The organism is Micromonospora sp. ALFpr18c (assembly GCF_008868155.1).
In the GTDB taxonomy this organism is placed as follows: domain Bacteria; phylum Actinomycetota; class Actinomycetes; order Mycobacteriales; family Micromonosporaceae; genus Micromonospora.
The window spans coordinates 92,651-117,308 of sequence record NZ_WBKR01000001.1 but is presented as its reverse complement, the minus strand read 5'-3'; the positions used below and the strand labels follow the sequence as shown (position 1 = coordinate 117,308).

Below are 24,658 nucleotides of genomic sequence, written 5' to 3'. Positions count from 1 at the left end.
GCCCTGCCGATGGCGTTGGCGTTCATCGCCCAGCAGTTCGGCATCGGCGTCGAACTGACCAGCCGGGAACAGTTCGGCCCGCTGGACGGGCGGGACGGCGGGTGGGCTGCTGCTGGCCGGTGCGGTGCTCGCCTGGCAGCGCCGTACCGCCGGATCCTGCGTCGGGTGCGGCCGCGACGACACCGACCAGGGCTGGACCACCCCGGCCGCCGCCACGCGCTGGGGTCGGTGGGCCGCCGGCATCGCCGCGGCCATCCCGCTGGCGTACGCGTCGACCCGGTTCGCCTGGGCGGCCGGCATTCCGCTGGGCATCTCCCGGGAGTTCCTGACCGAGATGCAGGACACCGGGCTGGTGTGGGCCGGGTTCGGGTTGGGGGCGTTCGCCACCGTCGGCGCGATCCTCACCCTCGGGCTGGTGCAGAGCTGGGGCGAACGGTTCCCCCGCTGGATGGTCGGGCTCGCCGGTCGCCGGGTGCCGGTGACGCTGGCCGTGGTGCCGGCCACGCTGGTCGCCATCGCGGTGACCGCGGCCTCGTTGGGACTGCTCAGCAACCCCACGTTCTGGGAACTCACCGGCGGGATCAGCCTGACCGGGGCGCCGATGCTGCTCTGGCCGGTGTGGGGTGTGGCGCTCGGTGCGGCCACGTACGCGTACCACCTGCGTCGCCGCGGCGCGTGCCGGCGCTGCGACCGGGCGTGATTCCGGCGGTGGGGGCGCCCCGCGATGCCCGGGGCGCCGTGGTAAATGTGAGCTAGCGTGGGTCGGGTGACTGCGCCTAACCCGGTAATCCCGGTTCCACCGGCCGACCTGCCCGGCACGCTCGGCGCGCTACGGGCGGCCGGTCACCAGTACCGCACCGTCAAGCAGGAACTCCGCGACAACCTCCTCGCCCGGATGCGTTCCGGCGAGCCCCGTTTTCCCGGCATCGTCGGCTACGACGACAGCGTCCTGCCCGAGGTCGAGCGGGCCCTGCTCGCCGGGCACGACATGGTGCTGCTCGGCGAGCGCGGCCAGGGCAAGACCCGACTGATCCGCGCACTCGGCGGCCTGCTCGACGAGTGGACCCCGGTGATTGCGGGCTCGGTCCTCAACGAGCACCCGATGCACCCGCTCACCCCGGCGTCCCGCGCCCAGGTCGCGGAGGCCGGCGACGACCTGCCGGTCGGCTGGCTGCACCGCTCGATGCGCTACGGCGAGAAGTTGGCCACCCCGGACACCAGCGTCGGTGACCTGATCGGTGACGTCGACCCGATCCGGATCGCCCAGGGTCGTACCCTCGGTGACCCGGAGACGATCCACTTCGGGCTGGTGCCGCGCACCAACCGGGGCATCTTCGCCGTCAACGAACTTCCCGACCTGGCCGAACGCATCCAGGTGGCCCTGCTCAACGTGCTCGAGGAGCGGGACATCCAGGTCCGCGGCTACCAGCTGCGCCTCCCCCTGGACCTGCTGCTGGTGGCCAGCGCCAACCCGGAGGACTACACCAACCGGGGTCGGATCATCACCCCGCTGAAGGACCGGTTCGGTGCGGAGATCCGTACCCACTACCCGGTCGACCTGGAGTTGGAGCTGGCGCTGATCCGCCAGGAGGCTGACCTGGTCGCCGACGTGCCGGAGCACGTACTGGAGGTGCTGGCGCGCTTCGCCCGCGCGGTGCGGGAGTCGCCGTCGGTGGATCCGCGCTCCGGCGTCTCCGCCCGGTTCGCCATCGCCGCCGCCGAGACCGTCGCCGGTGCCGCGTTGCGCCGCGCCGGCCTGCTCGCCGCCGTCGGCACCCCGGAGGACCGCCCCGAGGCCGCCGTGGCGCGCGTCGGTGACGCCGTGTCGGTGACCAGCACGTTGCGGGGCAAGGTGGAGTTCGAAAGCGGCGAGGAGGGGCGGGAGATCGAGATTCTCGCCCACCTGCTGCGGACCGCGACCGCCGAGACGTTCCGGGCGCACCTGGCCGGGCTGGACCTGTCCGGGTTCACCGCCCTGGTCGACGACGGCGCCGCCATCGAGACCGGAGAGCTGGTCAGCTCCGCCGAACTGCTGCGCCAGGTCGGCACCGTACCCGGCCTGGCGAAGGTCCTGGACCGGCTCGGCCTGGGTGACGCGCCCACCCCGGAGGAGGCCGCCGCCGCCGTCGAGTTCGTGCTGGAAGGACTGCACCTCACCCGACGGCTCGGCAAGGACGTCACCGACTCGGGGCGCACCGTCTACGGCGGCCGGGGCTGACCGTGGCCGGCAACCGGTTCCGGTACGGGCAGTGGAACGGCGGGCCCGACCCGCTCGCACCCCCGTACGACGTGCGTGAGGCGGTGGACGCGGTCGGCGCCGAGGTGCTGGCCGGCGGCAGCCTGCGGGAGGCGCTGCGTGATCTGCTGCGCCGTGGTCCGCAGGGACGCGGTGGCCTGGACGACCTGGCCGCCCGGGCCCGGCGGCTACGCCGAGAGGCGCTGCGTCGGGGTGATCTGGACGGCGCGGTGACCCGCGCACAGGCACTGCTCGACCAGGCCCTCGCCGCCGAGCGGGACGAGCTGCGGGGTCGCGACGACGACGCCGCGCGGTTCGCCGAGTCGGTGCTGGACAACCTGCCCCGTTCCACCGCTCGTGCGGTGGAGGAGCTGTCCGGCTACCAGTGGGCCAGCGACGATGCCCGCCGCTCGTACCAGCAGATCCTCGACCAGCTCCGCGACGACGTCCTCGGTCAGCGGTTCGCCGGGCTGCGCGACGCGGTGCGCGCCTCGGCCGACCCGGCCGCCCAGCAGCGGCTCGCCGAGATGATGGGCGACCTGAACGACCTGCTGGCCCGGCACGCCCGCGCGGAGGACACCACCGACGCGTTCGCCGAGTTCATGCGCCGGCACGGCGACTTCTTCCCGGAGAAGCCGGAGACCGTGGACGAGCTGATCGACGTCCTCGCCCGCCGCTCGGCGGCCGGCGAGCGGCTGATGAACTCGCTGTCCGACCGGCAGCGGGCCGAGCTGGCCGGCCTGATGCAGCAGTCGCTCGGCGACCGCCTCGCCGGGGAGCTGTCCGCGCTCGACGCGAACCTGCGGGCGCTGCGGCCCGATCTGCGGTGGGGGCGCGGCGAGCGGGTCCGCGGCGAGCAGCCGCTGGGCTACGCCGACGCGGCCGGCGCGTTGGGTGAGATCGGCGACCTGGACGACCTGCTGGATCAGCTCGACCAGGAGCACCCCGGGGCCACCCTCGACGACGTGGACGTCGACGCCGTGGCCCGGACACTGGGCCGGGACGCCGCCGACGACGTCCGCCGCCTGCGCGAGCTGGAGCGCGAGCTGCGCCGGCAGGGCTGGGTGAGTCGGGACGCGGAGGGGCTCACGCTGAGCCCGAAGGCGCTGCGCCGGCTCGGCGGGACCGCGCTGCGGCGGGTCTTCGCCGAGCTGACCGCCGGGCCACGCGGCCAGCACGACCTCCGCTCGGCGGGTGCGGCGGGCGAGGTCAGCGGCGCGTCGCGCCCCTGGGAGTACGGCGACGAGCAGCCGCTGGACGTGGTCCGCACGCTGACCCGGGCGGTTCGCCGGGCCGGGCCGACGGTCCCGCTGCAACTCGCCGTGGACGACTTCGAGGTGGTGGAGACCGAGAAGCGGGCCTCCGCCGCGGTGGTGCTCTGCGTCGACCTGTCGTACTCGATGATCTCCCAGGGTCGTTGGGGGCCGATGAAGCAGACGGCGCTGGCGCTGGCGCACCTGATGGAGACCCGTTTCCCGCAGGACGCGTTGCAGATCGTCGGGTTCGGCCGGGAGGCGATGACGCTCACCCAGCAGGAGTTGGCGGCCGTCGAGCCGGACATGGAGCAGGGCACGAACCTCCAGCATGCGTTGCGGCTGGCCGGACGGCACCTGCGTCGACACCCGGACGCCGAGCCGGTGGTGCTGGTGGTCACCGACGGCGAACCGACCGCCCACCTGGACCCGGACGACGGGGAGGCGCTGTTCCACTGGCCGCCGCTGCCGGAGACGATCGAGGCGACGGTCCGTGAGGTGGACCGGCTCAGCCGCTACGGCGCCACGCTCAACCTGTTCATGCTCGGCGACGACCCGGGCCTGCGGCGCTTCGTCGACGCGGTGGCCCGCCGCAGCCGTGGCCGCATGTTCACCCCGGACACCGACGACCTGGGCGAGTACGTGGTCAGCGACTACCTCCGCTCCCGCCAATCCCGCCGCTAACCCGCGCCGGGACGGGTTGACTGGGGGGATGGAGAGCGGGGGTTTGCGGCGGGCCTACGGCGCGGTGTTCGCGGAGATTGACGCGGGTTCGTTCGGGGCGGCGCCGGAGGGGCAGCTCAGCGCCGAGCAGATCGTCGCGCATCTGGTGGCCAACGACGAGCTGATGATCCAGGCCACCGAGGCGTTGCTGGCCGGGTCGCCGTTCGCCTACTACGAGCTGGAGGAGGACGTGCACCGGCCGCAGCTCGACGCGCTGGTCGCCGAGCAGGGCGGTCTACGCGGCGTGACGGCGCTGCTGCACGGCACCAGCGACCGCCTGTGCGCCCTGGTCGACCGGCTCGGCCTGGCCGTGGAAACCCCGGTCGAGACGCATCTACGCGAGGGCTTCGACCTCGTCGTCGACGAGCCGCTGCCCTGGTCCCGCACCCTCGACCTGCACGCCCGGGTCCACCTCCCCAAACACCAGTCCCAACTACACCTGCTCCGGGCCTGAGCAGCGGCGGTCGTGCGCCGGCCGGTCAGGGTGGGGCCGTCCTGGTCTATTGAGCGTGATGCCTGTGAGTCATCAAGATGACTCACAGGCATCACGCTCGAAGTAGTACTGCCCCCCGACCGGAGAAGCCCGGCAACCGGGCGACAGCATGTGCACGGTCGCGGGAAGCGGGTCGCGGGAAGCGGGAAGCGGGAAGCGGGTGGCGGGTCAGCCGTTGATCAGCTCGGCGCGGGGGTGGAAGGTGCGGCGGTAGGTCGAGGGCGCCACGCCGATGCGCTGGTGGAGTTGTTGGCGCAGGGCGGCCGTGGTGCCGAAGCCGCTGCGGTGGGCGATCTGGTCCACGGTGAGGTCCGTCGTCTCCAGCAGCAGCCGCGCGTGGTCCGTGCGCTGTTGCAGCAGCCACTGTGCCGGGCTCAGCCCGGTCTCCGACCGGAACCGCCGGGTGAGGGTGCGCACGCTCATCCGGGCCTGCTCGGCCAGGTCGCGCAGGGCGATCGGCTCGTGCAGCCGCTGCCGGGCCCATTCGCGGGCGGTCGCGGTGCTGGCGTCGCTGACCTTCGGCACCGGCTGTTCGATGTACTGCGCCTGCCCGCCGTCGCGCCACGGCGGCATCACGCAGCGGCGGGCCGCCCGGTTGGCCACCTCACTGCCGTGGTCGAGGCGGATGACGTGCAGGCAGAGGTCGATGCCGGCGGCCACTCCGGCCGAGGTGAGCACCCGGTCGTCGACGATGAAGAGCACTCCCGGGTCGAGGTCCACCCGCTGGTGCAGGCGGCGGAACTGCTCGGCGTACGCCCAGTGGGTGGTCGCCCGACGCCCGTCGAGCAGGCCCGCGGCGGCCAGCACGAACGCACCGGTGCAGATCGACATGATTCGGGCGCCCCGCTCGTACGCCGCGCGCAGCGCCTCGGCCACCTCCGGCTCGACGATGCCCGAGGTCAACGCGCTGCCGGCGTGGATGCCCGGCACGATCACCGTGTCGGCGGTCTCGAGCAGCTCCAGACCGTGGTCGGGGACCACCTGAAAGCCGGCGGTGCTGCGGACCGGCTGCCCGCCCGGGGTGCACACCCGCACGTCGTAGAAGGGTGCCCCGTCGGTGCCCCGGGCGGTGCTGAAGACCTGGGACGGAGTGCCCAGGTCCAGGCCGACGACGTGGTCGAGGGCGAGGACGGCGATCCGGTGCGGGCGTACGCTCATGGCCCGATTATTGCGCATGATGGCTTTCCGGCCACTCGCCGCCGTCCTCGGTGCCGCCCAGACTTGTCGCGTGACCAAGAACCGCCGCCTGCATCCCGCCTGGCTCGTCGCCGCCGTCGCCTTCGTGGCGCTGGTCGGCGCGGCCGGTTTCCGCGCCACACCGTCGGTGCTGCTGCACCCCCTGCACGAGGAGTTCGGCTGGCCACTGGCCACCATCTCCGCCGCCGTCTCGGTCAACCTGCTGCTCTACGGGCTCACCGCGCCGTTCGCCGCCGCGCTGATGGACCGGTTCGGCATCCGTCGGGTGGTCTCGGTGGCGCTGCTGCTGGTCGCCGCGGGCAGCGGGTTGACCGTCTTCATGACCGCGAGCTGGCAGTTGTGGCTCTGCTGGGGTGTGCTGGTCGGTCTGGGCACCGGCTCGATGGCCCTGGCGTTCGTGGCCACCATCACCGGTCGCTGGTTCGTCCACCGCCGGGGCCTGGTCACCGGTGTGCTGACCGCCGGCGGCGCGGCCGGGCAACTCGTCTTCCTGCCGCTGATCGCCGTGCTGGTGCGCGACCACGGTTGGCGCACGGCGGCGCTCGTCGTGGCCGGAGCCGCGCTGGTGGTCGTACCCCTGGTGGTGTGGCTGCTGCGCGAGCACCCGGCGGATCTCGGGCTGCCGGCCTATGGCGCGACCGAGGTCGTCGCGGCGCCGCCGCCGGCCGGCGGCGCGGCGAGCCGGGCGTTGGGCGCGCTGGCCGCCGCGGCCCGGACCCGGCCGTTCTGGCTGCTGGCCGGCGGGTTCGCGATCTGCGGCGCGACCACCAACGGCCTCGTCGGTACGCACTTCGTGCCGGCCGCGCACGACCACGGCATGGCCGAGACCACGGCGGCGGGGCTGCTCGCGCTGGTCGGGTTGCTCGACATCGTCGGCACCATCGCCTCCGGCTGGCTGACCGACCGGGTGGACAGCCGGCTGCTGCTCGGCGCCTACTACGCGCTGCGCGGGCTGTCGCTGCTGGTGCTGCCGAGCCTGTTCGCGGGCACCGCCAGGCCGAGCATGCTGGTGTTCATCATCTTCTACGGCCTGGACTGGGTGGCCACCGTGCCGCCGACGGTGGCGCTGTGCCGCGAGTACTTCGGCGGCGCGGGAGCGGTGGTGTTCGGCTGGGTGTTCGCCGCGCACCAGCTCGGGGCGGCGGTCGCGGCGACGGGTGCGGGGCTGGTGCGGGACCGGCTCGGCGACTACGCGCTGGCCTGGTACGTGGCCGGCGCCCTGTCGATCGGTGCCGCCGGTCTGTCGTTGCTGCTGCGTCACCGGCCGGGCCGACCGGTGTCGGAGGCCGTCCTGGCCGCCGCGACCGCACCCCGGGCCTGGAGCTACCGGGGCTGAGCGGGCGGTCAGCCCACGATCCACTGTTGGGCTGGCCGTCCGTCACAGGGCCGCTGCCGGACGTCGTCCCCGGCCTCGACCCCGTCGTCGTCGACCTGCCCGCACTTGCCGCTGTGCACCGCCACGAGCAGCACCGGACCGGCGCCGGTGGCGGGCAGCCGCCACTGCTGGTTGGGCTCACCGTGGCAGGGGAACTGCTGCAACCGTGCCCCGTCCTCGCCGCTGCCGCCCTCGACGTCGAGGCACTGCCCGTGGGCGGCGTTGGTCAACGTCACCGTGTCCGGGCCGATCGGGCTGACCACCCACTGCTGCTCCGGGCCACCGGTGCAGACGGCCAACTCGGCCTCGGCCTTCTCACCGTCACCGTTGAGCCCCAGGCAGAGCCCGGAGACCGACCGCAGCACCCGGGGCCCGGTGGCCGGCGCGGCCGGGGTGGTCGCCGAGGGGGTCGGCGACGGCTCGACCGAGGGCGTCGGGCTCGGCTCGGCCGCCGGCGTGGTGGGCTCCGCCGCACTGGACGGCACGCCGACCGTGGACGGCACCACCGGCTCGTCGTCACCGCCGAGCAGCCCGGTGGCGAAGACCACCCCGAGGAGTACGCCCACCAGCCCGACCGCCAGCGCCACCCGCAGCAGCGGATCGGCCAGCGGGCCGGAGCGCGCCGCCCGTCGGCTGCCGCCGTAGACGGTGCCGGCGGGGTCGGGGCGATTCTCGGGCGCGGGCATACGGGACATCCTCACCCACCGCCGCCGGCCACGGCCAGCCCGGGCGGTCAGTCGACGACCCGGACGTCCTTCCAGAACGCCACCCGGTCACGCACCATCTCGGCGTCCGGCTTGGGCTCCGGGTAGTACCAGACCGCGTCCTCGCTGGTGCTGCCCTCGTGCGCGAGGGTGTAGTACGAGGCGGTGCCCTTCCACGGGCAGACGGTGTGCGTCGCGGACTCGCGGATCAGGTCGTCGCGCAGGGCGGAGCGGGGGAAGTAGTGGTTGCCCTCCACCAGCACGGTGTCGTCGCTCTCGGCGATGACCAGGTCGTTCCACACGGCTTTCGGCATGCCCCCAACACTAGGCCGTCGCACCGACGACGACATCTCCCAGCGGGTCGGCTGCACCTCTCAGCGGGTGGGCTGCGGATCGGTGACGTCGGCCACGGTGGCATCGAGGGCGGTGATCGCGGCATCCGCGTCGATCGCGACGGCGAGGCCACGCTCGCCGGCACCCAGGGTGATCTGCCGGCCGCGAATCCGTTCGTCGGCGATCACCGGCCAGGCCGTGCTCGCGCCGAACGGGGTGATGGTGCCGCGCTCGTACCCGGTCGCGGCCAGGGCGCCGGCCGCGTCGGGCATGGAGAGCCGGTGCACCCCGAGCAATGCGCGCAGCTTCGGCCAGGAGATCACCCGGTCCCCGGGGGTGAGCACGAACAGGTGGTCATCCTCACCCCGACGGACCACGATCGTCTTGACCACGTCGGCGACGGCGACGCCCCGGACGGCGGCGGCCTCGGCCAGACTGCCGACCGCACCGTGGCTGACCAGCCGGTATGGCAGTCCGGCGGAGTCCAGGGCGACGATCGCGGGCGATGGCATGCCCGCCACGGTAACCGCCGCATCCGCTGCCGGACGGGAAACGGCCACCGTCGACATCCCACCGTTTCCGGAGTGCAGGCGTAAGGTGATCACATGCGCGCGGAGCGTGTGGATCACCCCATTGACCATGTTCAAGCGGTGGACACGCTGCGGCGGTCGTACGCCGCGGTGCCCACGGGCGAACCTGTCCGGCTCGCCAAACGCACCTCCAACCTGTTCCGCCCCCGGTCCGCTCTGCGGACCCCGGGCCTCGACGTCAGTGGCCTCAACCGGGTGCTCTCGGTCGATCCGACCGGGCGCACCGCCGATGTGCAGGGCATGTGCACGTACGAGGATCTGGTCGACGCGACGCTGCCGCACGGGCTGATGCCGTTGGTGGTGCCGCAGTTGCGCACCATCACGCTGGGCGGCGCGGTGACCGGCCTCGGGATCGAGTCGACCTCGTTCCGCAACGGCCTGCCGCACGAGTCGGTCCAGGAGATGGACATCCTCACCGGCACCGGCGAGATCATCACGGCCCGCCCGGACGGAGAGCACGCCGACCTGTTCACCGCGTTCCCCAACTCGCTGGGCAGCCTCGGTTACGCCACCCGGCTGCGCATCGAGCTGCAACCGATCGGTCGGTACGTGGCGTTGCGCAACATCCGGTTCACCCAGTTGGAGGCGCTCACCGACGCGATCGCCGAGGTGACCGCCACCCGGGCCTGGGCCGGTGAGCCGGTCGACGCGATGGACGGGGTGATGTTCAGCCCCGGCGATGCGTACCTGGTGCTGGCCACGTTCACCGACGCGGCGGACCCGCCGAGCGACTACACCGGTCAGGCGATCTACTACCGGTCGCTGCGTCAGCGCACCCGCGACGTGCTCACCGCGTACGACTATCTGTGGCGCTGGGACACCGACTGGTTCTGGTGTTCGGCGGCGTTCGGCGCGCAGCACCCGGTGGTGCGCCGGCTGTGGCCGTCGCGGTATCGGCGTAGCGACTTCTACCACCGGCTGGTGCGCCTGGAGCATCGGCACCAGGTGGCGGCACGGATCGACCGGTTGCGCGGCCAGCCCGCCCGGGAACGGGTCGTGCAGGACGTGGAGATCCCGCTGGAACGTACCGCCGACTTCCTGCGCTGGTTCGCGGCCAACGTGGGGATGAACCCGGTGTGGCTGTGTCCGTTGCGACTGCGTGAACCGGCGGGTCCCGGTTCCGCGCGGTCCTGGCCGCTGTATCCGCTCCACGCGGGTCAGGACTACGTCAACATTGGGTTCTGGGGGAGCGTGCCGATCGCGCCGGGCGCCGCCGACGGCGACGTCAACCGCACGATCGAACGCAGGGTGTCGGAGTCGGGCGGCCACAAGTCGCTCTACTCCGACGCGTACTACGACCGGGATGCCTTCGATCGCCTCTACGGCGGCGACACGTGGCGGGCGGTGAAGGACCGCTACGACCCGGACCACCGGCTGACGGGACTGTACGAAAAGGCGGTAGCACGAGCATGAGCCTGACCGACCGAGACCAGGGGGCGGCGAGCGTCCCCGCCACCCCGCCGGCGGGGGGCCGGCACGCGGGTCCGACCGTCGCGGATGTCGTCCGCGCGGTCACCGCCGGGCCGTTGCCGGTGCGGATCACGGGGTACGACGGCAGCGCCGTCGGCCCGTCCGACGCGGGCATCACCCTGGCGATCCGTAGTGAGCGGGGATTGTCCTACCTGCTCACCGCCCCCGGTGATCTGGGCATGGCCCGGGCGTACGTCAGCGGCGACCTGGCGTTGCAGGGGGTGCACCCGGGTGACCCGTACGAGGCGTTGCGGGTGCTCAAGGACGAGCTGCGGTTGCGGCCACCGTCGCTGGCAGACGGGCTGGCGCTGGTCCGCGGGTTGGGGTGGGAGCGGCTGATGCCGCCGCCAGCTCCACCGCAGGAGGCGCTGCCGCGGTGGAAGCGGGTGATGAACGGGCTGCGGCACTCGCGGGTGCGCGACAGCACCGCCATCTCGCACCACTACGACGTGTCGAACGCCTTCTACGAGAAGGTGCTCGGCCCGTCGATGACGTACACCTGCGCGGTGTACCGGTCGCCGGACGACACCCTGGAGCAGGCGCAGGCGGCGAAGTACGACCTGGTCGCCGCCAAGTTGGCGCTCAAGCAGGGGATGCGGCTGCTGGATGTGGGCTGCGGCTGGGGTGGCATGGTGCGGCACGCCGCCCGCGAGTACGGGGTGAAGGCGCTCGGGGTGACCCTGTCGAAGGCGCAGGCGCAGTGGGCGCAGGCGGCGATCGAGCGGGAGGGGCTGACCGGGCTGGCCGAGGTGCGGCACCTGGACTACCGGGACGCGCCGGCGGAGCAGTTCGACGCCATCTCGTCGATCGGGCTGACCGAGCACATCGGGGTGCGCAACTATCCGGCGTACTTCGGGGCTCTGCGGGACCGGCTGCGACCGGGCGGGCGGCTGCTCAACCACTGCATCACCCGGGCGGACAATCGGGCGCCGCACCGCTCCGGGGCGTTCATCGACCGGTACGTCTTCCCGGACGGTGAGCTGGCCGGCCCGGGTCGCCTGATCAGTGAGGTGCACGACGCGGGGCTGGAGGTGCACCACGAGGAGAACCTGCGTCAGCACTACGCGCTGACGTTGGCCGCCTGGTGTCGCAACCTGGTCGAGCACTGGGACTTCTGCGTCTCCGAGGTGGGCGCGGGCACCGCCCGGGTGTGGGGTCTGTACATGGCCGGGTCGCGGATGGCGTTCGAGCGCAACGGCATCCAGCTGCACCAGGTGCTGGCGACCCGTAACGGCCCGGACGGGGTGAACGGCTACCCGCTGCGTCCCGACTGGTTGCCCTGACCATCCGCTGACCGTTGCCTGAAGCCGCGCCGAGAAAGTCGGCGCGGCTTCTCGCGAAGCGATTGACAAACAAGTTTTGTACGTACAAACTTATTTTGCCATGAGAGATGTCCTGTACCTGGAGCAGATCGAGCAGGCCGAAGTCCTGCTCAAGCCGCAGCGCGTCGAGGTGCTGCGGCAACTGGCCGAACCGCGCACCTGCACCGAGGTCGCGGCCCGACTCGACCAGACGCCGCAGCGCGTCTACTACCACGTCAAGCAGCTCGTCGCGGCCGGCCTGGTCGAGCTGGTCAACGAGCGCAAGGTCCGCGGGATCACCGAGGGCATCTACCAGGCGGCCGCCCGGTCGTACTGGCTCTCGCCGCGGCTGGTCGGCCGGATCGGGCTGCGCCGCGCCCGTGACGAGCTGAGCCTGGGCTACCTGCTCGACCTGATGGAGGAGGTCCAGGCCGACATCGCCGCCCTGGACCGGGCGGCGCCCGAGCTGCCCTCGATCGGGGTGGCCGGCGAGATCCGGGTGCCCGCGGAGCAGCGCCAGCAGTTCCTGCACGACCTGCAGACCGCACTACAGGATCTGTTCACCCGCTACGGCGGCAGCGAAGGAGATGCCTTCAAGCTGGCCGTGGCCTGCTATCCGAAAGGGACCGAACATGAGTGAACCGTTGAAGGTGCAGGCCCGCCTCTCCGCGTCGGTGGGACGCGTCCGCGAGGCCCTGACCGACCCCGCCGCGCTGCGACTCTGGCTGGCCGAGCACGCCGAGGTCGAGCTGCCGCAGCGGTACGAGTTCTGGGGCCGCTACACGCCCGAGGGCGACGCCCCGCACCAGCGGCTGCTGCACGCTGACGACGACACGCTGCGCTTCGGCTGGCTGCTCGACGGCGTGGAGACCACCACCGAGTTCCAGCTCACCGCCGACGGCCCGGACGCCACCGTGCTGACGCTGACCCAGAGCCACTTCGACTTCGCCGAGGCGATGAGCGGCTCCAGCATCCGGGGTGTGCTCCAGACGTACTGGGCGCTGTCCATCGCCAACCTGGCCGCCCACCTGGAGGGCCAGCCGCTGCTGCCCCGCACCGACTTCACCTCCGCCGACCTGCGCGGCGAGCTGGTCATCGCCGCCCCCGCCGACAAGGTCTGGGAGTCGCTGACCGACTCCGAGCAGGCCAGCGCCTGGTTCGGCTACCCGATCGGCATCGAGCCGTGGGTCGGCGGCCGGTACGCCATGGGCGGCTTCGAGGCCGGGTACGCGGCCAAGATCGTCGACCTGGAGCCGGGTCGGAAGATGTCCGTCGACTGGGGACCCACCGGCGTCAGCACGTGGGAGCTGGCCGAGTCCGGTGGCAAGACCACGCTGACCTTCGTGCAGAGCGGCTTCGACGAGGCCAACCCGCCGTACGCGGCCTGGAGCGGGTCGGTCGCCGGGCTGTTCGAGCTGCGCCGCTACCACGAGATGGTGGCCTGGCAGCCGATCTGGATCGCTGAGGAGGTGCCGGGCCTGGAGCCGGCCAGCTGACGCGCCGCACCCCTTGATCGTGCGTCGGCGGCGCGACGGGGCTGTGCTGATCCGCCTGCGGAATTCGGTGACTTTTCGCGGTGGAGTGGGTACTGGCGGGCGATGTTCTTCATCCCCCTCATCCCGATCCGCACCCGGTACGCGCAGCAGTGCACGTTCTGCGGGGCGGAGTACGAGATCTCCCGGTCCGACGCCGAGCGCCTCCCGGTCGGCTGATCCGCCGATGGAACGTTTCCTCTGCTGGCTGATCGGCCGGCCACCGCCGTCGGCCGGCCCCGCCGTGCACACCGTGGCGCGCCCGCCCTGCACCCCTGGCCGGCGCGGACGCCGCCGCGCCCGCCGTCCGTCGGCCGGCACCACGCTGCCCCGCTCACCCTGGAACCGCTCCGCCGGCCGCTGACCGACCGGCCGCGACGCGTACCCCGACGGGCCGGTCGGGGGCGCGGTCGGTCGTGGCCGGACCGGCGCGGACGTTCGGCCCTGGCGGCCTAACCGGGCGGTAGCTAGGCTTTCGGGGTTTGCCGTGGAGCGGTCCGCCCGACTGTGCACACACGACGAAGAGCCGGAGCGACCGTGTCGCGACAGGACGTGAAGCAGGCCGCGGGGCAGCTCCATCCCGCCGGCCCGATTCTCGCCGCCACGGTCCTCGTCCTGGAGGCGGGCTGGCTGGTCGCCGCCCTGCCCGGCGCCGCGCTGGTCAGTGACGTCGGCGCGCTGCTGGTGGCCGGCTGGGCGACCGTCGCCTGTGCCGGGGTGGCCCGTCGCCATCCGGCTCCGCTGCGCCGGTTCTGGACGCTGCTCGCCGTCACCATGGCCCTCGCCGCGTGTGGCCGGGCGATCTGGACCGTGCAACGGCTCGTCGGCGGTGACCTGCCGCACACCCCGCTGGTCGGTGTGGTCTTCACCGCCGGCATCCTCACCGGCACGGCCGCGCTGCTCAGCTCACCCTCCGCGCCACGGAGCGGGGTCGGGCGGGCCCGGACGCTGCTGGACGGGGTGATCGTCGCGCTGGCCCTGGTGCCGGTCGGCTGGGTGCTGGTGTTCCAGGGGGTGGCCGCCGCCGAGCTGGCCGATCCGGCGCGCACGTTGGGGTTGCTCTACCCGATGTTCGACCTGATGCAGCTCACCATCCTGGTGGCGGTCTCCGGCCCGGCGCGGCCGATGTGGCGGCCCATGAGCATGCTCGCCGCGAGCCTCACCATCCGGGTGGTCGCCGACGTCGTCTACGTCTCGCTGGTGGCGCGCGGCGACTATGCCGCCGGGCATCCGATCGACCTGTGCTGGCCGTTGAGTTACCTGCTGATCGGGCTGGCCACCCGGTACCCGCCGCCGCCGGACTGCGACGGCACCGACGACACCGTCGAGTCGCCGTTGCCGCCCTGGTGGCGGGTCGCCCTGCCGTACCTGCCGGTGGGTGGGGCGATCATCGCGGTGCTGCTGGCCCGGCGGCCCACCGGGCAGACCCCGCAGCTGGTGTTCGTCACGATGATGGCGTTGCTCGCCACCCTCGCCCTGCGCCAGGGGCTGGCGTCCAACGAGAACCTGCGCCTGGTGGTCCGGCTGCGTCGGCTCGCGTACGGCGATCAGCTCACCGGGCTGCCCAACCGGCTGTTGTTCAACCGGCTGCTGCGGCTGGCCCTGCGCGATGGCCGACCGGTGGCCGTGCTGCTGCTCGACCTGGACGGGTTCAAGCAGGTCAACGACCGGTTCGGGCACGCCACCGGCGACACCCTGTTGACCGGCCTGGCGGCGCGGATGCGGGCCGCCGTGGACGACGACGGCATGATCGCCCGTCTGGGCGGGGACGAGTTCGCGGTGCTGGTCGACGGTGACCGGCCGGTGTCGCCGGAGCGGCTCGCCGAGCGGCTGCTGGACGCCCTGCGCCCCTCCGACGGCGACGACGACGTCGGCGTGCATCCGTCGGCGAGCATCGGCATCGCCGAGTACGGCCCGCAGCACACCTCGCACACCGACCTGCTACGCGACGCCGACATCGCCATGTACGCGGCGAAGGCCGCCGGGAAGTCCGCGTACCGGACGTGCACCCCCGCACTGCGCGAGTCGGCCGTGTCCCGCGCCGAGTTGATCGCCGACCTGCGCCGGGCCGTCGACGAGGAGCAGCTGCACCTGGAGTTCCAACCCATCGTCGACCTGACCACCGGCGTGGTCCGCAGCGCGGAGGCCCTGGTGCGGTGGCGGCATCCTCGGCTCGGCATGCTGCCGCCGGCGAGGTTCCTGCCGCTGGCCGAGGAGACCGGGCTGATCCTGCCGATCGACCGCTGGGTGATCCATGAGGCGTGCCGGGCGGCGGCGACCTGGCGGGTGCGGGCACCGGAGGCGACCGTGGCGGTGAACATCGCGGCCGCGCACCTGCGCCGGCCGGACCTCATCGCCACGGTCACCGAGGCCACCGCCGGCGCCGGGTTGGCACCGCGCGCCCTGACCCTGGAGTTGACCGAGTCGGCGCTGATCGAGGGCACCGACGCGGTGCTGGAGCGGCTGCACCAGCTCCGGGAGCTGGGCATCGCGATCGCCATCGACGACTTCGGCACCGGCTACTCGTCGCTGAGCTACCTGCACCGCATCCCGGCCACCGAGCTGAAGATCGACCGGTCGTTCGTGGCCCGGCTCGGGACCGACGACCGGGCGTACGCCACGGTGGAGATGGTCACCCGGCTGGCCGGGGCGTTCGATCTGGCGGTGGTCGCCGAGGGGGTGGAGACCGAACGCCAGCACGAGGCGGTCACCGCGATCGGCTGCCCCCGAGGTCAGGGCTATCTGTACGGGCGACCGGACGGCGCCGCCACGGTGGGTCAGAATCGGGCTTGACCCTGACGTAGCGGCAGGCGGGAGCGTGGTTCCCGGAAGGGAGGGGAACCATGGCGTACACGGTGGGTCAGGTGGCGCGGGTCGCCGGCGTGACGGTGCGGACGTTGCACCACTACGACGAGATCGGCCTGCTCTCGCCCAGCGGGCGCACCTCGGCCGGTTACCGCCGCTACGACGACGCGGACCTGCAACGGCTGCAACTCGTCCTGTACTACCGGGAGCTGGGTTTCCCGCTTGAGGAGATCGCCGCGATCGTCGCCGACCCGGCGGCCGATCCGGCCGCGCACCTGCGCCGTCAGCACGAGCTGCTGACGGTCCGGATCAAACGGTTGCAGGAGATGGTCACGGCGATCGAGTTCGCGATGGAGGCGAGCAAGTTGAACATCCAACTCACGCCCGAGGAGCGGTTCGAGGTCTTCGGCGACTTCACGCCGGAGGAGCACGAGGCCGAGGCGGAGCAGCGGTGGGGTGATACCGACGCGTACCGGGAGTCGAACCGGCGGGCGTCCCGTTACGGCAAGGAGGACTGGCTGCGGATCAAGGCGGAGACCGAGGACTGGGGTCGGCGGATCGTCGCCGCGCTGGCCTCGGGTGCGCCGGCGGACGGCCCGGAGGCGATGGACCTGGCCGAGGAGCACCGGCAGAGCATCAGCCGCTGGTTCTACGAGTGCTCGTACGAGACGCACACCGGCCTGGCCGACATGTACCTGGCCGATGAGCGGTTCACCGCGTACTACGAGAACCTCGCGCCGGGCCTGGCGGCGTACCTGAACGAGGCGATCCACGCCAACGCGATCAGCCGCGCCTGATCGGCCGGGAGGCCGACCCGGAACAGCAGTGCGGGCGGTCCGGCTAGTCTGGCCGGACCGCACCCGCCCCCGGGGAGATGACCGTGCAGAAGCCGAAGCTGATCGCCGCTGTCGCCGTGCTCGCCGTGGTGGTCGGCGGTGGGGTGTGGGCACTGGTCGCCGCCGGCGACGAGCCGGACGCGGGTCGTCCGGCGGCCGACGCCCCACCGCTGCCCAGCGATCCGGTCGCTGTGCTGAAGGCGGCCGCCGCGAAGGCCGACGAGCAGCCGTACAAGTTGACGGTGGGCACCGGCGGGACGGCCGACGGGGGTGACAGCACGGTGGTGCTCTGGGATCCGAAGGCGAAGCGTGGTCTGGAGACCACGTCGCTGAAGGTGCCCAACGGCGCGGTGAAGATCGAGCGGTTGACCACCGGGCCGGACGTCTACGTGCGGGTCACCGCGCCGGACCGCCGTGTCCCGGTCTGGGACGGCAAGACCTGGTGGCACGTGGGCGCGCCGGGTGTGCCGGCCGCGAAGCAGGGTCTGGACAACACCCGGTTGGCCGGCACGCTGGCTGCGCCCGCGGGGGTCCGGCAGACCGGGGTACGGGAGTACGCCGGCACCCTGGACCTGCGGGGCAGCGGCGAGGTGCTGGGCAGTGGCGTCGGCACCGTGCTGGGTGACCGGGCCGGCGCGGTGCCGTTCACCGCGTCCGTCGACGAGCAGGGGCGGTTGGTCCGCTACCGCATCGAGTTGGCCAGCGAGCAGTCGCAGACGGCCCAGCTCGACCTGACGTACTCGGATTTCGGGCTGTCGGTGACGGCCGACCCGCCGGCCGCGGACCTCATCGGCGAGGACCCGCCGGCGAACATCCCGGGCGCCTGACGCCGGCTCACTCTTCGACCGCGCCGTCGGCGGGGGTGACCAGGAAGTCGTAGACGGTGCGGGCCATCCGGCGGACGGTTTCGTCGCCGGTGGCCATCGGCCCGGCAGTGAGGAACGCGACGGCGGTCTCGGTGCCGGGGATCAGGTAGTAGCCGACGTCGTGGGAGGCGTCGGGCAGGTCGCCGGTCTTGTGCGCGACCGGCACCCCGGGTGGCAGTGCCGCCGGAATTTTGGTGTTCAGGGTCTGCTCGCGCATGAAGCCGATCATCAGGTCGCGGGAGGCGGGAGTGAGGATCTCGCCGTCCCAGACCGCGCCGAGCAGGGACACCACGTCGTCCGGGCTGGTGTAGTTCTCCTCGCCGCGCTGGGCGGCCGCGCTGTCGAGCATCCGCCGGGCCAGGATGGTGGACCGCTGGTTCATCGAGTCGATCAGCGCGTTGACCGGGGCGAATCCGCCCAGGTAGGTGATGAGCACGTTCGCGGCGATGTTGTCGCTGTACTTGATCAGGTATTGCGCGAGCCGGTGCAGGGTCACCACCTGCGGAAACGTCTCGAACTGGAGCTGGCCGGTGCCGCCGACCACGTCGGCCGGTGTGACCAGCACACCCTCGTCGAGCGAGACCTGTCCACAGTCGACACGGCGGAGCAGCTCGACCAGGATCCACAGTTTGATCACGCTGGCGGCCTTGGGGCGCAGTGCGCCGTTGACCGCGATCTGCTGGTCGCCGTACCGGCCGGACAGGTCGCGGACGGTGGCACCGGCCGGGTTGAGGCTGGCGTCGGCGACGACCCGGGCGAGCTGCCCGCTGAGCGGGAACAGCCGGGCTCCGGCGACCGGGTCGGTGGGCGGCTGCGGGCTGGTGACCACCACGCCGGTCAGCTCCACCGGCTGTGCCTGCGGCCCGGACACCACGACCGTGCCCTGCGTACGCCCGACGAGCGGCACCCGGTAACGGAAGCTGCGGCCCTCGACGGTCACCTCGCCGCTGGCCACTCCGGCGGCGACCCGCAGGTCCGGGTCGGCGACCCGGCCGGTGTCCCCGTCGCACGCCCGGTAGCGCACGGTGTGCCCGAGCGGGTCCACGGCGAATGCGCCGCCGGGGAACGACAGCCAGGACACCTCGCTGGTGGGTGCCCGCTCCGGCGTCGGCTCCAGGCCGGGCTCGTGGCTCTGCCCCTCGGCCGCGTACCCCGGTGTGCTCGGGTGGTCCGGCTCCGCGGAGGCCCCCGGGCCGTCCGCGGTGGCCGGCCCGGTCGTCGCGACGACCGCGAGCGCGACCGCCGCCGTCAGCCATTTCAGGGGTACGCGGGGATGTTTGTCGCTTTTACTCACGTTTGCACGATAAGAAGCGCGAGAGGTCGCTGAGGCCGCCGGGAACGCCGTCACCCGTCCGGGCGGCGTTGTCCCCATCGGTGTGATGACTCAGGGGTATAAATATGACTCTGTGGCATCACGCGCATCAGCGTCCCCCGACCCGAGGGGCGCCCGTGTTGATCATTGCTGGGAGTCTGCGCGTCGAGCCGGGCGCGCGCGACGACTACCTGTCCGAGTGCGACGCGGTCATCGCGCAGGCACGGGCGACCGCCGGTTGTCTGGACTTCCTGCTCGCGGCCGACCCGCTCGACCCGGAGCGGATCCACGTCTACGAACGCTGGGAGTCCGCCGAGCAGTTGGCGGCGTTCCGGGGCTCCGGGCCGAGCGATCCGCAGACGGCGGCCATCCTCGACGCCGACGTGCACCGTTACCTGATCTCCGGCGTCGAGGCGGCCTGATCCGGTCCGCTACAGCAGCAGGTCGAGCAGGAGAACGCCCAGGAAGCCGGCCACCGAGATGATCGTCTCCATCACCGACCAGCTCTTGATGGTCTGCCCGACGGTCAGTCCGAAGTACTCCTTGCGGCGATGACGAGTTGGGCGTCGCCGGCGCTGGTCACCGGTTCGGCCGGGGCGGCGAGGATGGTCAACGGTTCGGTGCGGGTGAGAGCGGCGTGTGGCGGCACGGGGATCACGACCTTCGGGACGGGGTCGACCCTTGTCGGGCCGGCCGAAGGGTCACATCGGGGGTCCTGCTGAGGGCTCCGGCTCCGCGGGCAGGCCGGGTGCCATCCGGCGCATCGAGGTGAACGTGGGCACCAGCGCGTCGTACAGCTCGGCGAAGAGCGGCAGCAGCGCCGCGTACGTGGCGGACGCGGCCGGGTCGGGCCGGACCGTCTCCTCGATCCGCACCAGGTCGGCGGCGACGTCGATGCTCGCGATCAGGCCCAGCGCCTGCATGCCGAGCAGCGCCGCGCCGAAGCTCGACCCCTCGTGCGCGGCCGGGAAGCTCACCGGCAGGCCGAGCACGTCGGAGAGCATCTGCCGCCACAGGCCGCTGCGGGCGAAGCCCCCACCGGCGCGGATCTCACGGACCTCGTTGCCGGCCGCGCGTACCGAGCTGAGCACCAGCGCGAGCTGCTGGCAGACCCCCTCCAGCGCGGCCCGCACCAGATGCTCGCGGCGGTGCCCGTGGGTCAACCCGACGTACGCGCCGCGCGGCAGGGCGCTCCAGTGTGGCGCCCGCTCGCTGTGCAGGTACGGCAGCATGATGAGCCCGCCCGAGCCGGCCGGGGCACGGGCGGCGATGGCGACCAACTCCTCCTCGGCGTGCTCGCCCAGGTCCGGGGCGAGCGCCTCGCCGGCCCACTTAAGCACGATGCCGCCGTTGTTGATGGCACCGCCGACCGTCCAGCGGTCCTCGGTCAACGCGTAGCAGAACACCCCGCCCAGCGGGTCCACGCCGGGCTGCTCGACCATCACCCGCATCGCGCCGCTGGTGCCGATCGAGCAGGCCACCATGCCGGGGTGCACCGCGCCGAGGCCCAGGTTCGCCAATGGCCCGTCGCCGGCGCCGACGACCACCGGGGTGCGCTGCGGCAGGCCGGTCGTGGCTGCGGCCTGCGCGGTGAGCCCGGGCAGGACGGCGGTGGTGGCGACCAGCTGGGGGAGCTGCTCCTCGGTGATGCCGGCGATGCGGAGCGCCTCGCTGTCCCACTCCAGCCGGTGGATGTCCATCAGGCCGGTGGCCGAGGCGATCGAGTGGTCGACGACCAGTGCCTCGCAGAGCCGCAGCAGCACCCAGTCCTTGATGCCGACCCAGTGGGCGACGCTCTCGAAGAGCTTCGGCTCCTGCTCGGCGAACCACAGCAGCTTGGGCAGTGGCGACATCGGGTGGATCGGCGTGCCGGTACGGCGGTGCAGCGCCAGGCCGGACGGCACCGCCCGCAGCCGCTCGGCCTGCCGGGTCGACCGGGAGTCGGCCCAGGTGACCGACGGCGTGAGTGGGTTGCCGTCCGCGTCCAGCCCGATGAGGCTGTGCATGGCGGAGCTGAACGACAGCCCGGCCACCGGATCGACCAGCTCCGCGACGACCATGCTGATCGACTTGAGCACCGCGTCGAGGATGAGCTGCGGGTCCTGCTCGGCGTACCCGGGTTGCGGGTCATTGAGGGGATAGCCGACCGAGTGGCTGGCGAGCTGCCGCCCCTCGGTGTCGTACGCGACGGCCTTGGTGCTGGTGGTGCCGATGTCCACGCCGACGACCACGGCCGGCCGGGTGCCCTGCGACATGACGCTCACCCCCTCCGTACGGCGGTGCGGCGGCATCGCCACCCGGCTGCGGCTGACGTTACCGAGCCGGCGACCGCCGCGCACGACAGAGCAAAATGTGAATCGACGCAGCAGTATCGCCCTATCGTGCGGGTTGCTCCGCCGATCGGGTAATTCGTCCGTACTTGGCGTTTCCGGGCACCACGCCGCGCCTGTTAACACGGTGACAACCCAGATTGGTGGCCTACGCGGCGAAGGAGTCGGCGTGGCAAAGACTGATTCGACGGGTTCCACATGGCGGTACCGGTGGGCGCACCGGCAGAACGTGCGGCGGGTCAGCACGTACCGCGGCGCCGAGGCGGCCTGGCGGCGACGCGACGACGAGTTACGCCGGTTGCGCGCCCTCGCCGCCGACTTCGCGGGCTCCGCCGCGGCCGGCGAGGGCCTGCCCCTGGAGTTGGGTGCCGACGAGGTGGTGCTCTGGGCGCTGCCCGCCGTGCAACTCGTCGAGGTACGGCACACCACCGTGCTGCCCGCCCCGGACCTCACGGTCGCCCCGCCGTCCGGGCCGCTGCGCCCGCGCCGCCCGGACGGCGTACGCGTCATCGACGCCGGCATGGCGGTCATCACCAGCCGCCGGCTCGTGCTGCTCGGCGGACGCGGCCGGCGCGACTGGGCGTACGGCAGGATGACCGGCCTGGCCCACGACCCGGCGGCCCCGGTCACCCTGATCCAGGTGCTGGACCGGCGGCGTACCTCCGGCCTGCTGCTGCCCACCGACGCGGCACCGGATTTCCGGTTCAAGCTGACGTTGGCGTTCGCCGACGCGATCGAGCAACGCGCCGCGGTGCTCGCGCAGCTCGACGAGCTGATCGCCGAACATGCCCAGCTCAAGCCGTTCCGGCCGGCCGTGGCCACACCGGCGCAGGCCCGGCTCACGGCGTTCGTGCCCGGTGGGCGGCGGACCGTCGCGGTGGCCGCGGCCGTCGCGTTGCTGGTGCCGGCGGCGCTGATCGAGTCGGACCCGTCCGACCCGACCGGAGGCGCCGAGGTCGCCGCCGCCGCCACCCCGGCGCTCACGCCCAGCGTTGCCCCCGCGCTGATCCGCCCGGCGGCTCCCCGGCAGGGCACGACGCCGAAGCCGACGAAGTCACCCCGCCCGTCGCCGAGCACGAGCCGCGACGCGCGCTGCGGCGCCCCGGACAATCCCCTGGGGTACGACTTCTGCGCCGGCACCCGCATCCGTCAGCCCGCTGCCGAGGTCTGCGACTGGTTCGACTGCGTGCCCGGCTTCTGGGCCGGTCGCGGGTACCTCGTGCAGTGCCGGGACGGCTCGGTCAGCCTGACCGGCGGCCGGGCCAACGCCTGCGCCGACCACCGGGGAGTACGTCGTACCATCGCGAAGTGACCGATTTGGGGACGAACGTCCCCTTCGGTCGGCGACAATGATCGAATGGAGATCCGGTCTGACGACGGCGCGCGGGTACGGATCCGCCCGATCGGCTACCAGCCCGGCATCGACCCGCCCGACGACCCCGACGTGGCCGCGCCCGGCTGGCGCGACTGGCTGCTCATCGAGGTCGACGCCCGCACCGCGGACGGTCAGACCTGGTCGCACCACTACCCGAGCCTCCTCGTCGAGGAGGCCCGCGCGCTCGGCGGATGGCTGCACGGGCAGGCATCCGCGGCGCTCGGGTCCGACTCGCCACCCGCGACGGTCCGCTTCACCGAACCCAACCTGGTCCTGCGCACCCGGATGATCCGCCGTCGACGGCTGGAGCTGACCGTCGAGTTCTCCGCCGAGTCGTTGCCGCCGTGGATGCGCCGCCCGGTCACCGCCGTCTACCCGCTGGTCCTCACCGTCTCCGCGGACGCCCTCGCCGTCGCCGCCGAGCAGTGGGCGGCGCACTGCGAGGCGTACCCGCCGCGAACCCGGTCGCGGTTTCCCGCCCGCGACCCGCTACCGCACCGCCGGCGCGCCGGTTGACCGTGTGAGCTGAGGCAGTTCTTCACCTCGCTCCGCGGGTGATGCGCGGCGGCGGAGCCGAGCCCAGCGTGGCCGGCTCCGCCGCTGCCGGTCGTTGCCTGTAATTCTCTCCTTTCGGGACCAAAGGGGAGCATCGATTGCGTCCGCGTTCCCTGTCACGTACGTGAGCGGTTGTACCGCGTGTGACCGTGACCTCACTGGCATCTTCACCGTGGCGGACCGCCTGGGCCGAACGCGAGAACGACCGGCGTCGGCGCGCGTACCGCGACGCCACCGACTCCTGGCGGCGCCGAAACGACCACCTGGTCAGGCTGCGGATCGAAGCCGCCGGCTTCCTCGGGTGTACGCAGCCGCGCACCGGCCTGCCCGTGGATCTCGACGACGACGAACTCGTCTTCCGCGTCGTCCCCGTCGCCGAACTGGTCGAGGCCGAGGCGCGGCATATTCCTGGGCTGCCCACGCCGGGCGGTCACTGTGCCTTCGCCGACGTTGTGCGCGAAGCGCTGCCAACGGGCCTGCGGGTCGTCGACGCGGGCCTGGCCGTCGTGACCAGCCGACGGGTGGCGTTCGCCGGCCGCGAGTGCCGGCGCGAGTGGCGGTACGCGGACCTGGTCGGCGCCGCCCATCACCCCGACGTGCCGGTGACCCTGCTGCACGACCACGGTGGACTCTCCGGGCTGCTCGTCCCGGTCAACGCGGTGGTGAACTTCCGCTTCTACCTCACGCTCGCCGCCACCGGGGACCGCGCCGCCCTCACCGCCCACCTCGACGCGCTGCTGTCGGCCCACCAGGCCGCCCGGCCCACACCGCTGCCGATGGTGGGGCCTGACGAGGCACCGCCGACCGCGGTACGCCCCGATCGACGAATGACCGCCGTCGCCGCCGTCACGGCGGTGGTGATCGCGACGTTGGGGCCGGGTGCCTTCGGGGCGGAACAGCAGGGACGCTCGGCGCAGGCGAGCCCGGTCGCGGACGTGCCGGCAGCCGTTCAGGTCCAGGTGCCGGCCCGTCCCATCGGGCCGGTTCTGCCTGGCGGCCCGGCGTCACCGGTCCGGCCGGCCGCTCCGGGTGGGCCGGCCGCCCCGGTGCCGGTGGTGCCTCCGGCCGGTGTGGTGGGCCGTGCCGCGCCGAGTGCGCCCGCCCGGCCGGTGGTCCAGGCGGCCCGCCCGGTGGCGGTGGCTCCGACCCCGGCGGTCGTACCGTCGCCCCCGCCGGTGCCGACCCCCGGCCCGGCTCCCACGGCCTCGCCCACGCCGGCGCTCCCGATGCCCAGCGCATCGGTCACACCGAGCGCGCCCGCCGCGAGCCCGACGCCGTCCCCGTCGGACTCCACGCTGGTGACGGTCTGCCTGGACCCCCTTCAGCTCCCGCTGCTGTGCCGGTCCGCAGCGCGGTGAGCGTCTTGTTGTCC

General features: G+C 72.8%; 24 protein-coding genes and 1 pseudogene. 17 read left to right on the top strand and 8 right to left on the bottom strand.

Annotated elements, in window-relative coordinates:
• Positions 1–124 precede the first annotated feature (124 nt).
• Genes F8271_RS00565 through F8271_RS00550 form a run of 4 tightly spaced genes read left to right on the top strand, consistent with a single transcriptional unit; the run spans position 125 to position 4,666 of the window.
• The gene (locus F8271_RS00565) at positions 125–700 is read left to right on the top strand and encodes a hypothetical protein (RefSeq protein ID WP_192580078.1); all 576 of its coding nucleotides are present in this window, start codon (positions 125–127) and stop codon (positions 698–700) included.
• A gap of 57 nt (positions 701–757) precedes the next feature.
• Positions 758–2,218, top strand: a complete 1,461-nt coding sequence (locus F8271_RS00560; RefSeq protein WP_151487611.1) for a sigma 54-interacting transcriptional regulator — start codon at positions 758–760, stop codon at positions 2,216–2,218.
• A gap of 2 nt (positions 2,219–2,220) precedes the next feature.
• A complete protein-coding gene (locus F8271_RS00555) occupies positions 2,221–4,173 on the top strand; it encodes a VWA domain-containing protein (protein ID WP_151487610.1) in 1,953 nt (650 codons plus the stop codon).
• A gap of 28 nt (positions 4,174–4,201) precedes the next feature.
• Positions 4,202–4,666 (top strand): hypothetical protein, encoded by a 465-nt coding sequence (locus F8271_RS00550; RefSeq protein ID WP_151487609.1) that lies wholly within the window; start codon positions 4,202–4,204, stop codon positions 4,664–4,666.
• Between the two features lie 207 nt (positions 4,667–4,873).
• Here F8271_RS00550 and F8271_RS00545 read toward each other — a convergent pair whose 3' ends face one another.
• A complete protein-coding gene (locus F8271_RS00545; protein ID WP_151487608.1) occupies positions 4,874–5,881 on the bottom strand; it encodes a GlxA family transcriptional regulator in 1,008 nt (335 codons plus the stop codon).
• Position 5,882: 1 nt separating this feature from the next.
• Here F8271_RS00545 and F8271_RS00540 point away from each other — a divergent pair, with 1 nt between their 5' ends.
• A complete protein-coding gene (locus tag F8271_RS00540; RefSeq protein WP_370461833.1) occupies positions 5,883–7,238 on the top strand; it encodes an MFS transporter in 1,356 nt (451 codons plus the stop codon).
• 8 nt (positions 7,239–7,246) lie between these two features.
• On the opposite strand, the gene F8271_RS00535 is transcribed toward F8271_RS00540, so the two are convergent.
• Genes F8271_RS00535 through F8271_RS00525 form a run of 3 tightly spaced genes read right to left on the bottom strand, consistent with a single transcriptional unit; the run spans position 7,247 to position 8,826 of the window.
• Complete coding sequence (locus F8271_RS00535; protein WP_151487606.1) at positions 7,247–7,963, bottom strand: RICIN domain-containing protein; 717 nt, start codon at positions 7,961–7,963, stop codon at positions 7,247–7,249.
• A gap of 47 nt (positions 7,964–8,010) precedes the next feature.
• Positions 8,011–8,295 carry a DUF427 domain-containing protein gene (locus F8271_RS00530; protein WP_151487605.1) on the bottom strand — a complete coding sequence of 95 codons (285 nt, stop codon included), beginning with the start codon at positions 8,293–8,295 and terminating at the stop codon, positions 8,011–8,013.
• Between the two features lie 60 nt (positions 8,296–8,355).
• Positions 8,356–8,826, bottom strand: a complete 471-nt coding sequence (locus F8271_RS00525; protein WP_192580077.1) for an aminoacyl-tRNA deacylase — start codon at positions 8,824–8,826, stop codon at positions 8,356–8,358.
• A 93-nt stretch (positions 8,827–8,919) separates the two neighbouring features.
• Here F8271_RS00525 and F8271_RS00520 point away from each other — a divergent pair, with 93 nt between their 5' ends.
• The 8 genes from F8271_RS00520 (at position 8,920) to F8271_RS00485 (ending at position 17,675) form a co-directional block, all read left to right on the top strand.
• The gene (locus F8271_RS00520; protein ID WP_151487603.1) at positions 8,920–10,317 is read left to right on the top strand and encodes an FAD-binding oxidoreductase; all 1,398 of its coding nucleotides are present in this window, start codon (positions 8,920–8,922) and stop codon (positions 10,315–10,317) included.
• Entirely contained in the window at positions 10,314–11,657 is a 1,344-nt protein-coding gene (locus F8271_RS00515) for a class I SAM-dependent methyltransferase (protein WP_151487602.1), read from the top strand. The genes F8271_RS00520 and F8271_RS00515 overlap by 4 nt, the downstream gene beginning before the upstream one ends.
• A gap of 100 nt (positions 11,658–11,757) precedes the next feature.
• A complete protein-coding gene (locus F8271_RS00510) occupies positions 11,758–12,315 on the top strand; it encodes a helix-turn-helix domain-containing protein (RefSeq protein WP_151487601.1) in 558 nt (185 codons plus the stop codon).
• Positions 12,308–13,171 (top strand): SRPBCC family protein, encoded by an 864-nt coding sequence (locus F8271_RS00505; RefSeq protein ID WP_151487600.1) that lies wholly within the window; start codon positions 12,308–12,310, stop codon positions 13,169–13,171. Before F8271_RS00510 ends, F8271_RS00505 begins: the two co-directional genes overlap by 8 nt.
• Before the next feature lie 223 nt (positions 13,172–13,394).
• Entirely contained in the window at positions 13,395–13,571 is a 177-nt protein-coding gene (locus tag F8271_RS32090) for a hypothetical protein (protein ID WP_192580076.1), read from the top strand.
• Between the two features lie 173 nt (positions 13,572–13,744).
• Positions 13,745–16,000 (top strand): bifunctional diguanylate cyclase/phosphodiesterase, encoded by a 2,256-nt coding sequence (locus F8271_RS00495; RefSeq protein WP_225854076.1) that lies wholly within the window; start codon positions 13,745–13,747, stop codon positions 15,998–16,000.
• A 50-nt stretch (positions 16,001–16,050) separates the two neighbouring features.
• On the top strand, positions 16,051–16,809 hold the full coding sequence (locus F8271_RS00490) for a MerR family transcriptional regulator (protein WP_151487599.1): 759 nt from the start codon (positions 16,051–16,053) through the stop codon (positions 16,807–16,809).
• An 83-nt stretch (positions 16,810–16,892) separates the two neighbouring features.
• Positions 16,893–17,675 carry a hypothetical protein gene (locus tag F8271_RS00485; protein WP_151487598.1) on the top strand — a complete coding sequence of 261 codons (783 nt, stop codon included), beginning with the start codon at positions 16,893–16,895 and terminating at the stop codon, positions 17,673–17,675.
• A gap of 7 nt (positions 17,676–17,682) precedes the next feature.
• Here F8271_RS00485 and F8271_RS00480 read toward each other — a convergent pair whose 3' ends face one another.
• Entirely contained in the window at positions 17,683–19,008 is a 1,326-nt protein-coding gene (locus tag F8271_RS00480) for a serine hydrolase (protein WP_192580074.1), read from the bottom strand.
• Positions 19,009–19,163: 155 nt separating this feature from the next.
• Here F8271_RS00480 and F8271_RS00475 point away from each other — a divergent pair, with 155 nt between their 5' ends.
• The gene (locus tag F8271_RS00475; RefSeq protein WP_151487596.1) at positions 19,164–19,448 is read left to right on the top strand and encodes a putative quinol monooxygenase; all 285 of its coding nucleotides are present in this window, start codon (positions 19,164–19,166) and stop codon (positions 19,446–19,448) included.
• A gap of 9 nt (positions 19,449–19,457) precedes the next feature.
• On the opposite strand, the pseudogene F8271_RS33965 reads toward F8271_RS00475, so the two are convergent.
• From F8271_RS33965 to F8271_RS00465, 3 genes and pseudogenes are all read right to left on the bottom strand, one after another.
• Positions 19,458–19,571, bottom strand: a pseudogene (locus F8271_RS33965) (hypothetical protein); the annotation flags it as partial.
• On the bottom strand, positions 19,553–19,675 hold the full coding sequence (locus F8271_RS33750; protein ID WP_255473618.1) for a hypothetical protein: 123 nt from the start codon (positions 19,673–19,675) through the stop codon (positions 19,553–19,555). The pseudogene F8271_RS33965 and the gene F8271_RS33750, both read right to left, overlap by 19 nt.
• A 52-nt stretch (positions 19,676–19,727) precedes the next feature.
• A complete protein-coding gene (locus F8271_RS00465) occupies positions 19,728–21,281 on the bottom strand; it encodes a gluconokinase (RefSeq protein WP_151487595.1) in 1,554 nt (517 codons plus the stop codon).
• A 244-nt stretch (positions 21,282–21,525) separates the two neighbouring features.
• Between F8271_RS00465 and F8271_RS00460 the strand changes: the two genes are divergently transcribed.
• The 3 genes from F8271_RS00460 (at position 21,526) to F8271_RS00450 (ending at position 24,644) form a co-directional block, all read left to right on the top strand.
• Positions 21,526–22,668 carry a hypothetical protein gene (locus F8271_RS00460; RefSeq protein ID WP_151487594.1) on the top strand — a complete coding sequence of 381 codons (1,143 nt, stop codon included), beginning with the start codon at positions 21,526–21,528 and terminating at the stop codon, positions 22,666–22,668.
• A gap of 45 nt (positions 22,669–22,713) precedes the next feature.
• Positions 22,714–23,247 carry a hypothetical protein gene (locus F8271_RS00455; protein WP_151487593.1) on the top strand — a complete coding sequence of 178 codons (534 nt, stop codon included), beginning with the start codon at positions 22,714–22,716 and terminating at the stop codon, positions 23,245–23,247.
• Between the two features lie 188 nt (positions 23,248–23,435).
• The gene (locus F8271_RS00450) at positions 23,436–24,644 is read left to right on the top strand and encodes a hypothetical protein (protein WP_151487592.1); all 1,209 of its coding nucleotides are present in this window, start codon (positions 23,436–23,438) and stop codon (positions 24,642–24,644) included.
• The last annotated feature ends 14 nt before the right edge of the window (positions 24,645–24,658 follow it).

What these genes read in the sequence shown, in the direction of transcription:
- F8271_RS00550 (WP_151487609.1), top strand. Translation starts at nt 4,202, where the DNA reads ATGGAGAGCGGGGGTTTGCGGCGGGCCTACGGCGCGGTGTTCGCGGAG.
- F8271_RS00545 (WP_151487608.1), bottom strand. Translation starts at nt 5,881, where the DNA reads ATGCGCAATAATCGGGCCATGAGCGTACGCCCGCACCGGATCGCCGTC.
- F8271_RS00540 (WP_370461833.1), top strand. Translation starts at nt 5,883, where the DNA reads ATGGCTTTCCGGCCACTCGCCGCCGTCCTCGGTGCCGCCCAGACTTGT.
- F8271_RS00535 (WP_151487606.1), bottom strand. Translation starts at nt 7,963, where the DNA reads ATGCCCGCGCCCGAGAATCGCCCCGACCCCGCCGGCACCGTCTACGGC.
- F8271_RS00530 (WP_151487605.1), bottom strand. Translation starts at nt 8,295, where the DNA reads ATGCCGAAAGCCGTGTGGAACGACCTGGTCATCGCCGAGAGCGACGAC.
- F8271_RS00525 (WP_192580077.1), bottom strand. Translation starts at nt 8,826, where the DNA reads ATGCCATCGCCCGCGATCGTCGCCCTGGACTCCGCCGGACTGCCATAC.
- F8271_RS00520 (WP_151487603.1), top strand. Translation starts at nt 8,920, where the DNA reads ATGCGCGCGGAGCGTGTGGATCACCCCATTGACCATGTTCAAGCGGTG.
- F8271_RS00515 (WP_151487602.1), top strand. Translation starts at nt 10,314, where the DNA reads ATGAGCCTGACCGACCGAGACCAGGGGGCGGCGAGCGTCCCCGCCACC.
- F8271_RS00510 (WP_151487601.1), top strand. Translation starts at nt 11,758, where the DNA reads ATGAGAGATGTCCTGTACCTGGAGCAGATCGAGCAGGCCGAAGTCCTG.
- F8271_RS00505 (WP_151487600.1), top strand. Translation starts at nt 12,308, where the DNA reads ATGAGTGAACCGTTGAAGGTGCAGGCCCGCCTCTCCGCGTCGGTGGGA.
- F8271_RS32090 (WP_192580076.1), top strand. Translation starts at nt 13,395, where the DNA reads ATGGAACGTTTCCTCTGCTGGCTGATCGGCCGGCCACCGCCGTCGGCC.
- F8271_RS00490 (WP_151487599.1), top strand. Translation starts at nt 16,051, where the DNA reads ATGGCGTACACGGTGGGTCAGGTGGCGCGGGTCGCCGGCGTGACGGTG.
- F8271_RS00465 (WP_151487595.1), bottom strand. Translation starts at nt 21,281, where the DNA reads ATGTCGCAGGGCACCCGGCCGGCCGTGGTCGTCGGCGTGGACATCGGC.
- F8271_RS00455 (WP_151487593.1), top strand. Translation starts at nt 22,714, where the DNA reads ATGGAGATCCGGTCTGACGACGGCGCGCGGGTACGGATCCGCCCGATC.